The sequence below is a fragment of the Pseudomonas sp. LB3P14 genome (assembly GCF_054898045.1).
In genome coordinates, this window is record NZ_CM142714.1 from 6507312 (window position 1) to 6520553 (window position 13242).

Genomic DNA, 13242 nt, shown 5'->3' on the forward strand with positions numbered 1-13242 from the left:
GTTCTCAGGAGACATGCCATGAACCAAGAACTCGATACGCTGTTCGAACAAGACCGTGCGCACTTCATGCACCCGTCGACCCACGCCCATGACCACGCCAGCGGCGCGCTCAAGGGGCGCATCATCAAGAGTGCGTCGGGCATTCGTATTCGCGACCACGAGGGGCGTGATTTCATCGACGCCTTTGCCGGTCTGTACTGCGTGAACATCGGCTACGGCCGCACCGAAGTGGCCGACGCGATCTACAAGCAGGCCAAGGAACTGGCCTATTACCACACCTACATGGGCCACTCGACCGAGGCGATCATCGAGCTGTCGAGCCGCATCATGGACTGGGCGCCCGAGGGCATGAAAAAGGTCTACTACGGCCTGTCCGGTTCCGACGCCAACGAAACCCAGGTCAAACTGGTGCGTTACTACAACAACGTGCTGGGTCGCCCGCAGAAGAAGAAAATCATCTCCCGTGATCGCGGTTATCACGGCTCGGGCATCATGACCGGCAGCCTCACTGGCTTGCCGACCTTCCATCAGCATTTCGACCTGCCGGCCGAAGGCGTCAAACACACCGTTTGCCCGCACTGGTACCGCAAGGCTCCGGCTGGCATGGATGAAGCGGCGTTTGTGCGCTACTGCGCCGACGAACTGGAAAAGATGATCCTGGCCGAAGGGCCGGACACCGTCGCTGCGTTCATCGGTGAACCGCTGATGGGCACCGGCGGCATCATCGTTCCACCGGCTGGCTACTGGACGGCGATTCAAGCAGTGCTGAACAAATACGACGTGTTGCTGATCGCCGATGAAGTGGTCTGCGCCTTTGGTCGGCTAGGTTCGAAGATGGGCAGTCAGCGCTACGGCATGCGCCCGGACTTGATCACTACCGCCAAAGGCCTGACCAGCGCCTACGCGCCGTTGTCGGCGGTGATCGTCGGCGAAAAGGTCTGGGACGTGATTGAAAAAGCCTCAGAATCCGAAGGTGCCATGGGTCACGGTTGGACTTACTCCGGGCATCCGATTTGCGCGGCGGCGGCCTTGGCCAACCTCGATATCCTGGAACGGGAAAACTTGACGGCCAATGCCGAGAAGGTCGGCAGCTACCTGAACCGTCGGTTGCGCGAAACCCTGGAAGGTCATCCGCTGGTGGGCGAAGTGCGTGGTGATGGCATGCTTGCCGCGGTCGAGTTCATGGCTGATCGTGAGCAACGTACGCCGTTCGATGCAGCGTTGAAGGTCGGCCCGAAAGTATCGGCAGCCTGTCTCGAGCGCGGCATGATTGCCCGGGCGATGCCCCATGGCGACATTCTCGGCTTTGCACCGCCGTTGATCCTGACCGAGGAAGAGGCCGACCTGATCGTCGACATCACCAAAAGTGCGGTCGATCACGTGGCCAGCGAAGTGCTTGGCTAACTCAGGCGACCAATAAACTTCGACCACAAAAAAGCCCTCGAACAATCACTCGTCCGAGGGCTTTTTCATGTCGCGCGAAACCTGATTACTTCTTCAGGCCGTAATGCTCATCGAGCATGCCCGGCGCGTTCGGGGCTTTGGGGGCGTAATCGCGAGGCGGCTCCTGATTGCGCGGTGGCGTCAGGCGTTCCCGTGGGGCCACTGCCGCGTCGGCATGCAGGGAGGCCAGCAAGCGTTGACGGGTCTGCTCGTCCAGGGCCAGGCGGTTGGCACCCTCGGCGAGATGATCCTGCACTTCCTGATAGCTCTGAGTCAGTTTCTTGACCAGGGTTGCAGTGCTGTTGAAGTGGGTGACCACCTCGTTCTGATAACTGTCGAAACGTTCCTGAACGTCATCCAGCTGACGTTGTGTGCTGCTAGGAGCGGCATTCGGCACCAGGCGAGCGATCAGGAATCCAATGGCGACACCCACAACCAGGGCAAGAGTCGGCAACAACCAAACTAAGAGCGAGTGTTCCACGAGTCCTTCCTCTATAAACGGCTTTGCTTTACGTTAACGGCTCGAACCTGCGCTGTATACCGCGATTCACTCGCAATAGATTGGCACAGACAATTTGCTAGACGAGTCGACCCGATTCGAGGTCACGGAGTTCCTTCCTTGCTTATGCGCGAAACCCCTGTAGTGATTGATGGTCCGGTCGGACAACTGGAAGCACTTTACCTGGACAACGACCAGGCCCGCGGCGTGGCGCTGATCTGCCACCCAAACCCGGTGCAGGGCGGCACCATGCTCAACAAAGTCGTCTCGACCTTGCAGCGCACCGCGCGCGATGCCGGTTTGATTACGGTGCGCTTCAACTATCGCGGCGTCGGTGCCAGCGAAGGCACCCACGATATGGGCACGGGCGAAGTCGATGATGCACAAGCGGTCGCCGAATGGCTGCGGGCCAAACATCCAGACTTGCCGCTGACCCTGTTCGGGTTCTCCTTTGGCGGTTTTGTTGCCGCAAGTCTCGGCGGACGCCTGGAAGCGAAGGGCGAACAACTGAAACATTTGTTCATGGTCGCGCCTGCGGTCATGCGCCTGGGTGATCAGGATCAACTGCCGCAGCAAGGCGAGTTGACCCTGATCCAGCCGGAAACCGACGAAGTGATCGATCCGCAAGCTGTCTACGACTGGTCTTCGAAACTCGAGCGCCCCCATGAGCTGCTGAAAGTGGCAGAATGCGGACACTTTTTTCATGGCAAGCTGACTGATCTCAAGGATCTGATCCTGCCGCGCCTTTCGAATTGATTGCAGTCTGACAAGCGATTACCCATGACGACTCGTACCCGTATCCTCACCGGCATCACCACCACCGGCACGCCGCACCTGGGCAACTACGCCGGCGCCATCCGCCCGGCGATCGTCGCCAGCCGTGACAGCAATGCCGATTCGTTCTACTTCCTGGCCGACTACCACGCCCTGATCAAATGCGATGACCCGCTGCGCATCCAGCGCTCGCGTCTGGAAATCGCCGCGACCTGGCTGGCCGGTGGCCTGGACGTGGACCGCGTAACCTTTTATCGCCAGTCCGACATCCCGGAAATCCCCGAGCTGACCTGGCTGCTCACCTGCGTCGCCGCCAAGGGCCTGCTCAACCGTGCACACGCCTACAAGGCGTCGGTGGACAAGAACGTTGAAACCGGCGAAGACCCGGATGCCGGCATCACCATGGGCTTGTACAGCTACCCGGTGCTGATGGCGGCGGACATTCTGATGTTCAACGCCCATAAGGTGCCGGTCGGTCGTGACCAGATCCAGCACGTGGAAATGGCCCGAGACATCGGCCAGCGCTTCAACCATCTGTTCGGTCAGGGCAAAGAATTCTTCACCATGCCCGAGGCGCTGATTGAAGAAAGCGTCGCGACGCTGCCAGGCCTCGACGGTCGTAAAATGTCGAAGAGCTACGACAACACCATTCCGTTGTTCAGCAGCGCCAAGGAAATGAAGGACGCCATTTCGCGGATCGTCACCGACTCCCGTGCTCCGGGCGAAGCGAAGGATCCGGACAATTCGCACCTGTTCACTCTGTTCCAGGCGTTTGCCACGGCGGCGCAGGCCGACGAATTCCGCAGCGAACTGCTGCAGGGCCTGGGTTGGGGTGAGGCGAAGAATCGTCTGTTCCAGCTGCTGGACAACGAATTGGGCGAGTCCCGCGAGCGGTATTACCAGCTGATCGAACGCCCGGCAGACCTGGAAGACATCCTGCAAATCGGCGCCAAAAAGGCTCGTTCGGTCGCGACACCGTTCCTCCACGAACTGCGTGAAGCGGTTGGCCTGCGCTCTTTCGTCGCTCAGACCCAAGTCGCGACCACCACCAAGAAGAAAACCGCGAAAGCCGCGCGTTTTGTCAGTTTCCGCGAAGAAGACAGCAGTTTCCGTTTCCGTCTGCTGGCGGCCGATGGCGAGCAGCTGCTGTTGTCGCGCAACTTCGCCGACGGCAAAACCGCAGGTCAGGTGACCAAGCAGTTGCAATCGGGTCAGCCGTTGGAGGTGCGCAGTGAAGACCGCAGTTTCAGCGTCTGGCTGGAAGGCGAGTGCGTGGCCGACAGCCCGACTTTTGCTGACAACGCCGCTCGCGACGTCGCCATCGATGCCTTGCGAGTTGCCCTGACCCCGGTTCAGGAATAATCAACGGCTCGGTCCGACCAAGGGCCGATTGCCATTCCCACGGGCCGTCGCTACAGTGACGGCCCGTTTTTGTTGCCTTGCTAACGAATTATGACGCCCCTAGAACGATATCAAGCTGATCTGAAACGCCCGGAATTCTTCCATGACGCCGCGCAGGAAACTGCGGTGCGCCATTTGCAGCGCCTGTACGACGATCTGGTCGCGGCCTCGCACAGCAAACCGGGTCTGTTCGGCAAACTGTTTGGCAAGAAAGACGCGGCGCCGGTCAAGGGTCTGTACTTCTGGGGTGGTGTCGGTCGCGGCAAGACCTATCTGGTCGACACCTTCTTCGAAGCGCTGCCGTTCAAGGAAAAGGTCCGCACCCACTTCCACCGCTTCATGAAGCGCGTGCACGAAGAGATGAAGACCCTCGGCGGCGAAAAAAACCCGCTGACCATCATCGCCAAGCGCTTCTCCGACGAAGCCCGGGTGATTTGTTTCGATGAGTTCTTCGTGTCCGACATCACTGACGCGATGATCCTCGGCACGCTGATGGAAGAGCTGTTCAAGAACGGCGTGACCCTGGTCGCGACCTCGAACATCGTGCCGGACGGTCTGTACAAGGACGGCCTGCAACGTGCGCGCTTCCTGCCGGCCATTGCGCTGATCAAGCAGAACACCGAGATCGTCAACGTCGACAGCGGCGTCGATTATCGTCTGCGCCACCTTGAACAAGCGGAGCTGTTTCATTTCCCGCTCGACGATGAATCCCACGAAAGCTTGCGCAAGAGCTTCCGCGCCCTGACGCCGGAATGCACGGCAGCCATCGAAAACGACGTGCTGATGATCGAAAATCGCGAAATCCGTGCCTTGCGCACCTGCGATGACGTGGCCTGGTTCGACTTCCGCGAACTCTGCGACGGCCCGCGCAGCCAGAACGATTACATCGAGCTGGGCAAGATCTTCCACGCCGTGTTGCTTAGCGGTGTCGAGCAGATGAGCGTCACCACCGACGACATCGCCCGGCGCTTTATCAACATGGTCGACGAGTTCTACGACCGCAACGTGAAGCTGATCATTTCCGCTGAAGTCGAGCTCAAGGACCTCTACACCGGCGGTCGCCTGAACTTCGAGTTCCAGCGCACCCTCAGCCGTCTGTTGGAAATGCAGTCCCACGAGTTCCTGTCCCGGGCGCACAGGCCGTAGAGCGATAAAAAAGTAGAACGTTTCGGAAAATAAAAAAGGGCCTGCAAATGCAGGCCTTTTTTGTGCGCTGTGTGTCAGTTTTGAACGAGAAAGCGCGCCACTTCATCTTGTCGCTGGCAGCCGACGAGCAGCCACAGCAGGATTCGGGCTTTGCGTGGACAGAGAAATCCAGCCATCAATGCACCTTTACTGATCAGGTCCATCTCGCTGCCAATAAATCCGTAGGTTGATTGAGCCGTGGAGCCGGAACCTGTCCGGGTGGCAACGATGACAGGGATTTTTCTGGCAATGGTTTCAATGACATCCGCCCAGCTCGCGCCAACGTGTCCTGCACCGAAACCCGCAATCACCAGCCCGTCGTAACCCAGTTCGAGGATGTTCTCGATTAACAGGGTATCGGCGCAAAGCGACGCTTCCAGCAGGGCAATCTTCTGTGTGGTCAGCTGTGGCAACGGCAGGACCCTGCGCCGGACTGGCAGGCGCAGATAGTTGACGGTGTTTTCCATCAGCATGCCGGCAGGACCAACGATAGGGGAGGAAAACGCCTGCAATGCCAATGAATCGGTTTTGCGGACGGCGCTCGCTGAATGAATCTGTCCGTTCATCACCACGTGAACGCCTCGTTGACGGCTGCTTCCAGCCAGTGCAACCCGGCAAGCATCCAGCAGATTCGCCGGGCCATCGGCCCCTGCCTGGGCTGCCGAACGCATGGCGCCGGTCAGGACCAACGGCTCGTCGTGGTCCCACAAATAGTCGAAAAATGTGGCCGTTTCTTCGAGGGTGTCCGTGCCTTGAGTGATGACAACACCCACCGCACCTTGCCTGATTTGAACATGCGCCCAGGAAAGGACGCTCAGCAAAAATTCGAAATCCAGTGAGGCACTCGGCAACAGTCCGAGCGTTTCTACGGTGACCCGTGCCAAGGTCGCCAACTCTGGCACCGAGGCCAGCAGGGTTTCGCCGCTGACGATCGGGATCACCCCTTCACCGGCGTTGCTGGCTTGCATGCTCACGGTGCCGCCGAGCGCCGCAATGGCCAGTTTGGGCAGGTCCATGTGATACCTCATTAGCTAGTGATGAAAAGTGGCTGTATCCGGATTTGAGTCCGTGATACAGCCCAATCGCGACGTTCGTCAGTTGGCTACCAGCAGTCCGACAAACGGAATGATCAGCAACGTACTGATGGCCATGGCCAATACATTGCCGATGAAACCGTGCATGTCGGCCGGCAACCGCTTGGCAATCGCGCACGCCAGCGGTGGCGCTATCAGTGCCCCCAATAGTGCGCTTGAGGCGATGACCTGCCAGCTGCCACCGTACGTCAGAACGGCCGCCGGCACGACTGACACCAATGGAACATAGGTGGGATACCAACCACGCAATATCCATTGTCGACGCCAGATCATTACCCCTAACGCCGAGGTCAACGCCTGTGCGGCGATCAATTGGGGCAGCAAGCCCGTGCCATACACCGGGCTCGTCGGGTTCAAGGTGTAAGCCAGCAAGGCGCCCGCGATCAAGCCGAGACTGGCCCATTCATTGCCGAAGAACGGCGCTTCCGAAAAGTCGGCCAACACCCGGCGTAGACTCCACACGACGCCATAATCCGGCGTTTTGGTGATGGCGGGTGCGGGCACAGGGGCGGACGGCTTCTTGAGTGGGTCGGACCTCACCAGGCTCGGCAGGTAACGGCAGAGCAGAAAAGCGCCGACGCTGGCGACCGCCATGCCCGTGACGTTGCCGATCACAGCTGGTAATCCGAGGGGATTGCAGACGTAATTGACGATCAACAAGCACATCGGAGTGACGAACACGGCGCCCATGATTGCGCCATTGATCGTGACCTTCCAGCCGCCGCCAAACATCAGCACCATCGCCGCCGGCAACGAAACAAAGGCGGCAAACGTGGGCTGCCAGCTGGTGGCCGTCACCGTCCAGCCCCACAGAAGGTTGCTCAACAACAGGCCAAGCAACGAGCTGGTGACGAGCCACGGCCATAATCCGCTGCCGTAGCAAATGGTAAAACCTTGCCAGGCTTTTCCCGTTCGATTCGCCCAGTAGGCCAGATAGGCGCCTGCAAGCAGCCCGATCGAAGCGAACTCATGTTTGTAGAACGCCACCTCGCTGATGTCTCCCGGGACCCAACGCATCCAGGCACTTGGCTCCGGGAGGCTCGATACCATGTGACTGTAGTCTGGCCAATGGGCTGACCAGGATGTCCGGTAGGTGAATGAAAGCCAGATGATCAACAGTGCCGTGCCGAGCATCAGCCAGATGATCGCCGTATCCAGCGGTGACCTGGCGGCAAGCCGATTTTTCGGTTTTTCGTTTGCGGTTTCCATCAGTCATGCCCCCTTATCAGCGCGGTAGACAAGGGTGCTGGGTGTAACCGAGCATTTGATCGTAGAGATCGGCTCGACGATCACGATGCAGATCGTTCAAGTTGTTCCAGATCGGCGCGCTGCGCGAACTGGTCAGGTCGATGTCGGCAAACAGGATTTCCTGCTTGTCCGCTGAAGCCACCTGGCCAATCGGCCAGCCGTTGGTGCCCGCGATCAGCGAACAACCCAGGTAACGTGCACCTCGCTCTTCGCCGATCCGGCTCGCCGCCGCAATAAACACATTGTTGACGTGAGCCGCCGTCATCGTCAGGTACGACGCCATGCACTTGCCGGCGTCATCGAACAGGGGCGGCGGGGTCCAGACCCAGTTGTTCAGGCTGCAAATAATGTCGGCGCCTTGCTGGCTCAAAATACGCGGTACTTCCGGGAACCAGATATCCCAGCAGATCAACAACCCTATGCGACCGATTGGGGTGTCGAAAACCGGGAAGCCCAGATCGCCCGGCGTGAACCACAATTTTTCCAGATTCCATAAATGTGCTTTTCGGTACTTGCCGATGAAGCCGTCAGGCCCGACAAGAACGCCGGTGTTGAACAGCTGCATGCCGTCGCGCTCCGTCAAACCGGCGACCAGATAAACCTTGTGCTGGCGGGCAAAGTCCATCCAGCTCTGCACGCTCGGCCCGCTGGGAACGGCCTCCGAATGCTCGAACGCATCCTGCCGGGTTTTGAAGAAGTAACCTGTGCTTGAAAGCTCGGGCAGGACGATGAGATTCGCACCGTCATTTGCCGCTTCCAACGCTAATTCCAGGCTGTTACGCAGATTTGCTTCGCGATTTTGCATGCCGACTTGTGGATCGAATTGCACGACTGCTACACGAACAGGGCTTGTTGGCTCACTCATTCCCGATGACCTCTTTTTATTGTTATTCACGCTGTTTAATTGCGTGCTTATGAGAGTCGAATCGGCGAGAACGCGTAAGTCAGCTACTTCCGTTTAGGGTGTAGTCCGTATCCCAATATGACTGCGCGAGGCGCTTGGCAGGAGGGTCGCCAAAGTAGAGCCAATGCACGTCGTGCATGGCTCCAGGGCAAGGAAGGTGATCAGGTTCTGACGTTATAGTGCGGATAGTCGCTCATGGAAAAACCGCCATGGAAGGCCGCACCGGTATTGTTGCAGATATGAATGACCGCATCGACGGCGCCCCGAAAGCACGGCTCGGTCCAGCCAGCATCGACTGAAAATGACTCCCCGGAAAAATACAGACCTGAAACATGCGCGAAGTCCCGGTTGTACTTCATCAGGCTGACGGCGTCGTAGTAGGTGCCGGGTCGGTATAACTTTGCACAACCCAGCGCATTTTTATCGGAGATCCAGCGTTGGACCACGGCTTGGTCCAGGTCAATGTAGGGAGTGATTTTCTCCTGGATATTGGCGGAATGCATAAGGATCCGGTCCAGCTCTTTGGCACACTTGTTCACCAGTTCCTTGTCGGTGAAAGAGGCCAGTTTGGTGGCGTCATCCTCCCATGTGTAACTTAATAGGATGCAGTCATAACTGTAGTTATCGTTGTAGCGGTAGGTGTAGACGTCGTGAATGAAGCTGTCAGTGACGATGACTTGCGGGATTTTGCTGTTTTTCGAAAGGAAGGATTTTTTTAACGGTGCGAAGACTTTGCAACTGGTTTCCCAGTGCGCGGTTTTATAGGCATTGATCGTCTCGAACGGCAGCATCTGTGGCGTGAAGTTTTCAAGCTTGATGCGAGTTTCGATCAGCCAGGAGGGAAGGGTCGTGATGACCGAATCAAAGTCATCGTAGTGCTCCTGGATTTGCTCGGGTTGGCTATGTTTCGAGTTGTAGTAGACGCGTGTTTTCTGGTTCGTCAGTTTTTTAAGTTTTGTAACGGATGAGTCCATGAGCAAACCGTTGTTTCTTTCCCGGCAGTGTTCGTAGAAGGACTTTCCGGTTTCGTCGGTTTTCATGAACAGCAGGCATTCGGCCAGCGCTGCGAGTCCGATGTAGCGTGGGCTGTCGAAACTTAACCCCCTTGAGTCAAAAACGGCTTCGTTGTGCAGGCAGGGTGAATCCAGCGGATCGCCAATTGAGTCGACCCGACCATGGATCAATTGCAGCTGGCTGCTGAATCCAAAAATGGCAGTGCGCAGGGGATAAAGGGAGCAGACATCGTAAAAGGCACCCCAGCTACCGTCGCCGATGCCAATGGCATAGAAGATCGCGGACTCCTGCGCGGACATTCCCATTCCGCCAAAGTCCCCCGGTGAGCGTTCATCCCATGCTTGCAGGGTGGGCATACTGACCAGATCGCGAAACGAAACGCTCTCGTATTTTTCGACGATAGCGGCCCACATGGCTCCCATTCCTGACTGGCGTAAACCTCTGCGACGTGCCGGGTCATGCGATCGGCAAAGGCCTTCCACTTTGCATAAACCTTTTGCAGTTCTTCACCGGGAGGTGGTGTCTTGCCATCTTCATTTTTCCAGATCAGCATCTGCGGAGTCGGTCCGCCGCCCATGCTGCCCTCTCGCAGATAGATCCCGGTCGAAGTGACCCATTGGCTTCCGGGATTGGCAAAATCTGAAAACGCCAGGTCGAACGCCTTGGCGTAGTAAGCCAAAAGCGACCGGCCCTCTGTCGGTGACTCGTCCGCCCGGTTGAAGAAGGGCATGCGCATGGCCCCCATTTCAAACGGTGTATGACTCATCGCCGAGTTCGGGCTTCCAGGGACGGTCAGGTGTCTGCCGCCTATGCGTCTGGATTGTTCTATGAGGGTGATATGGGTGAACCCGCAACGATAAAGTTCTCTGGCGGCAGTCAGTCCGGTGATGCCGGCGCCAATAATGCAAATTTTATGTTGTGGGTCAGTTGGCTTGGCGATGCCGTTTTTCTGTTCAACCAATGCTCGATAGTCGAAGCACAAGTCGGGTGGATTTGGAAAGCGAGTCGCCCATTTGTTTTCAGTCGAACGCTTTGCCCGAACGGTCTTGGCGACAAATGATGGGTAGTTGTAGCTTGATCCGATGGTCACTGTTGATCTTCCCTGATGTGATTGGCAGGGAAAGATGTTGGCGTTTTTCGGGGGGCGTGTATGTGAGCAGAATTGGGTTCTGCGCTGCTCTGAATTCCCGATTCAGTGTGGGAAAAAGATATTCGAAAACCGCTGATACTTGTAGGAGCAAGGCTTGCGCACGACTGCAGCGACAGGGTGCATCAGGCAACCGAGTCATCGTTCATCGCCAGCAAGCTGAGCTCCTACAGGAGGCGCGTTTCGTTAAGCCGCTTGCTGAAACTGCTGCCGATACTGGTTCGGCGACAATTCGGTGTGCTGGCGAAACAACCGCGCGAAGAAGCTGGCATCGTCGTAACCGACTTCATAGCTGATGGTCTTGATGCTCTTGCGGCTGCCGGACAGCAAGCCTTTGGCGGTTTCGATGCGCAGTCGTTGCAGGTAATGCAGCGGTTTGTCGCCGGTGGCGGTCTGGAAGCGCCGCATGAAATTGCGGATGCTCATGCCGTGTTCGCGAGCCACGTCTTCGAAGCGGAATTTGTCGGCGAAGTGTTCTTCGAGCCAGTGCTGGATCTGCAGGATGATCACGTCCTGGTGCAGCTTCTGACCGCCGAAACCGATGCGTCCCGGCGAGTAGCTGCGCTGCACTTCATAGAGAATGTCTCGCGCCACGGCCTGGGACACGTTGGCGCCGCAGAAGCGTTCGATAAGGTAGATGTAAAGGTCGCAGGCCGAGGTGGTGCCGCCAGCGCAATACAGGTTATCGGCGTCGGTCAGGTGCTTGTCCTGATTGAGCTGAACCCGTGGGAAGCGTTCGGCAAACGCATTGAAGAAGCGCCAGTAAGTGGTCGCTTCCTTGCCGTCGAGCAGCCCGGCCTCGGCCAGCCAGAACACCCCGGTGGCTTCGCCGCAGAGCACTGCGCCTCGAGCATGTTGCTGGCGCAGCCAAGGCAGGACCTGTGGATAACGTTGGCAAAGGGTGTCGAAATCGTCCCAGAAGGCTGGAAGGACAATGATGTCGGCGTTTTCCAGACCGCCGTCCACCGGCATGATCACATCACTGAAGCTGTTCACCGGTTTGCCGTCGGGGCTGACCAGGCGGGTTTCAAACGCCGGCGTCAGGCCGTGGCCCAGTTGTTTGCCGTAACGCAGGCTGGCCAGGTGGAAGAAATCCTTGGCTTGCATGAGGGTGGAGGCGAAAACCCGGTCGATAGCCAGGATGCTGACGCGCCGCAAAGGCGTGGAGACTTGGTTAGACATAATTCAACTTTATTCTTATAGGGGAAAGTGGTCACCAGACGGCTGGATCGTCTTATTTTTTGTCTGATGTGTCCAGTGTCCTGTATCGGATACGAGGCTTAGTCTCTGAAGGTCAATTCCGGCTTACAACAACGACAGGTGCCGCATGATCCCCAGAACATTGTTCAGTTCCGAGCACGAGCTTTTTCGCGACAGCGTGCGAACGTTCCTCGAAAAAGAGGCCGTGCCGTTCCATGGACAATGGGAAAAACAAGGCTATATCGACCGCAAACTCTGGAGCAAGGCAGGGGAGGCGGGAATGTTGTGCTCGCATCTGCCGGAAGAGTACGGGGGGCTGGGGGCGGACTTTCTCTACAGCGCGGTGGTCATCGAAGAGATCGGTCGTCTCGGTCTGACCGGTATCGGTTTTTCCCTGCATTCGGACATCGTCGCACCTTACATCCTGCATTACGGCAGTGAAGCGCTGAAACACAAATACCTGCCGAAGCTGGTGTCTGGCGAGATGGTCACCGCGATTGCCATGACCGAACCCGGTGCCGGTTCCGACCTTCAAGGGGTGAAAACTACCGCCGTGCTGGAAGGCGATGAGTACGTGATCAACGGTTCCAAGACCTTTATCACCAACGGCTTTCTCGCTGACCTGGTGATTGTCGTGGCCAAGACCGATCCGAAGGCCGGCGCGAAAGGCACCAGCCTGTTTCTGGTGGAAGCCGACACCCCAGGCTTCGCCAAGGGCAAGCGCCTGGAAAAAGTCGGCATGAAGGCTCAAGACACCTCGGAACTGTTCTTCCAGGACGTTCGGGTGCCCAAGGAAAACCTGTTGGGGCAGGCCGGGATGGGCTTTGCCTACCTGATGCAGGAGTTGCCGCAGGAGCGTCTTACCGTTGCCATTGGGGGGCTTGCTTCGGCTGAAGCTGCGCTGCAATGGACGCTGGATTACACCCGCGAGCGCAAGGCATTCGGCAAGGCGATCGCTGACTTCCAGAACACCCGCTTCAAACTGGCGGAGATGGCGACCGAGATTCAGATCGGTCGGGTCTTTGTCGATCGTTGCCTGGAGCTGCACCTGCAAGGCAAGCTCGACGTGCCGACAGCGGCGATGGCCAAGTATTGGGGCACGGACTTGCAATGCAAGGTGCTCGACGAGTGCGTGCAGTTGCATGGCGGTTACGGTTTCATGTGGGAATACCCGATCGCCCGGGCGTGGGCGGATGCGCGGGTGCAGCGGATCTATGCCGGCACCAACGAAATCATGAAGGAGATTATTGCGCGGTCGCTGTAATGCAGCGTGATCGTTGACCGCCTTCGCGAGCAGGTTAAGTGATCTCCTGTGGGAGCGAGCCTGCTCGCG

The 13242-nt window shown here is 57.8% G+C and carries 10 protein-coding genes and 1 pseudogene; 5 read left to right on the forward strand and 6 right to left on the reverse strand.

The genetic code is table 11. The features are described from left to right. The first annotated feature begins 18 nt into the window (after positions 1–18). Positions 19–1404: an aminotransferase gene (locus ACYZT5_RS29865; RefSeq protein ID WP_462048539.1), complete on the forward strand. Its 1386-nt coding sequence runs from the start codon at positions 19–21 to the stop codon at positions 1402–1404. 85 nt (positions 1405–1489) lie between these two features. Here ACYZT5_RS29865 and ACYZT5_RS29870 read toward each other — a convergent pair whose 3' ends face one another. Then, positions 1490–1924: a Z-ring associated ZapG family protein gene (locus ACYZT5_RS29870; protein ID WP_283181616.1), complete on the reverse strand. Its 435-nt coding sequence runs from the start codon at positions 1922–1924 to the stop codon at positions 1490–1492. 144 nt (positions 1925–2068) lie between these two features. On the opposite strand from ACYZT5_RS29870, the gene ACYZT5_RS29875 reads away from it, so the two are divergent. The 3 genes from ACYZT5_RS29875 (at position 2069) to zapE (ending at position 5263) form a co-directional block, all read left to right on the forward strand. Continuing rightward, entirely contained in the window at positions 2069–2698 is a 630-nt protein-coding gene (locus ACYZT5_RS29875; RefSeq protein WP_462052333.1) for an alpha/beta hydrolase, read from the forward strand. 24 nt (positions 2699–2722) lie between these two features. Continuing rightward, complete coding sequence (locus ACYZT5_RS29880; RefSeq protein ID WP_462048540.1) at positions 2723–4078, forward strand: tryptophan--tRNA ligase; 1356 nt, start codon at positions 2723–2725, stop codon at positions 4076–4078. A gap of 90 nt (positions 4079–4168) precedes the next feature. Further along, entirely contained in the window at positions 4169–5263 is a 1095-nt protein-coding gene (gene zapE, locus ACYZT5_RS29885; RefSeq protein ID WP_462048541.1) for a cell division protein ZapE, read from the forward strand. Positions 5264–5337: 74 nt separating this feature from the next. Here the strand turns inward: zapE and ACYZT5_RS29890 are convergent, their stop codons facing one another. From ACYZT5_RS29890 to ACYZT5_RS29910, 5 genes and pseudogenes are all read right to left on the reverse strand, one after another. Beyond that, positions 5338–6318 carry an asparaginase gene (locus ACYZT5_RS29890; RefSeq protein ID WP_462048542.1) on the reverse strand — a complete coding sequence of 327 codons (981 nt, stop codon included), beginning with the start codon at positions 6316–6318 and terminating at the stop codon, positions 5338–5340. Between the two features lie 78 nt (positions 6319–6396). Next, entirely contained in the window at positions 6397–7605 is a 1209-nt protein-coding gene (locus ACYZT5_RS29895) for a hypothetical protein (protein WP_462048543.1), read from the reverse strand. Between the two features lie 16 nt (positions 7606–7621). Next, complete coding sequence (locus ACYZT5_RS29900) at positions 7622–8509, reverse strand: nitrilase family protein (protein ID WP_462048544.1); 888 nt, start codon at positions 8507–8509, stop codon at positions 7622–7624. A gap of 200 nt (positions 8510–8709) precedes the next feature. Further along, positions 8710–10652: pseudogene (locus ACYZT5_RS29905) on the reverse strand (flavin monoamine oxidase family protein). A gap of 243 nt (positions 10653–10895) precedes the next feature. Next, complete coding sequence (locus ACYZT5_RS29910; protein WP_461971142.1) at positions 10896–11792, reverse strand: GlxA family transcriptional regulator; 897 nt, start codon at positions 11790–11792, stop codon at positions 10896–10898. A gap of 244 nt (positions 11793–12036) precedes the next feature. Between ACYZT5_RS29910 and ACYZT5_RS29915 the strand changes: the two genes are divergently transcribed. Further along, entirely contained in the window at positions 12037–13173 is a 1137-nt protein-coding gene (locus ACYZT5_RS29915; protein WP_462048545.1) for an acyl-CoA dehydrogenase family protein, read from the forward strand. The last annotated feature ends 69 nt before the right edge of the window (positions 13174–13242 follow it).

Coding starts and splice junctions, on each gene's coding strand:
- ACYZT5_RS29865 (WP_462048539.1), top strand. CDS start 19: ATGAACCAAGAACTCGATACGCTGTTCGAACAAGACCGTGCGCACTTC.
- ACYZT5_RS29875 (WP_462052333.1), top strand. CDS start 2,069: ATGCGCGAAACCCCTGTAGTGATTGATGGTCCGGTCGGACAACTGGAA.
- ACYZT5_RS29880 (WP_462048540.1), top strand. CDS start 2,723: ATGACGACTCGTACCCGTATCCTCACCGGCATCACCACCACCGGCACG.
- zapE (WP_462048541.1), top strand. CDS start 4,169: ATGACGCCCCTAGAACGATATCAAGCTGATCTGAAACGCCCGGAATTC.
- ACYZT5_RS29890 (WP_462048542.1), bottom strand. CDS start 6,318: ATGGACCTGCCCAAACTGGCCATTGCGGCGCTCGGCGGCACCGTGAGC.
- ACYZT5_RS29895 (WP_462048543.1), bottom strand. CDS start 7,605: ATGGAAACCGCAAACGAAAAACCGAAAAATCGGCTTGCCGCCAGGTCA.
- ACYZT5_RS29900 (WP_462048544.1), bottom strand. CDS start 8,509: ATGAGTGAGCCAACAAGCCCTGTTCGTGTAGCAGTCGTGCAATTCGAT.
- ACYZT5_RS29915 (WP_462048545.1), top strand. CDS start 12,037: ATGATCCCCAGAACATTGTTCAGTTCCGAGCACGAGCTTTTTCGCGAC.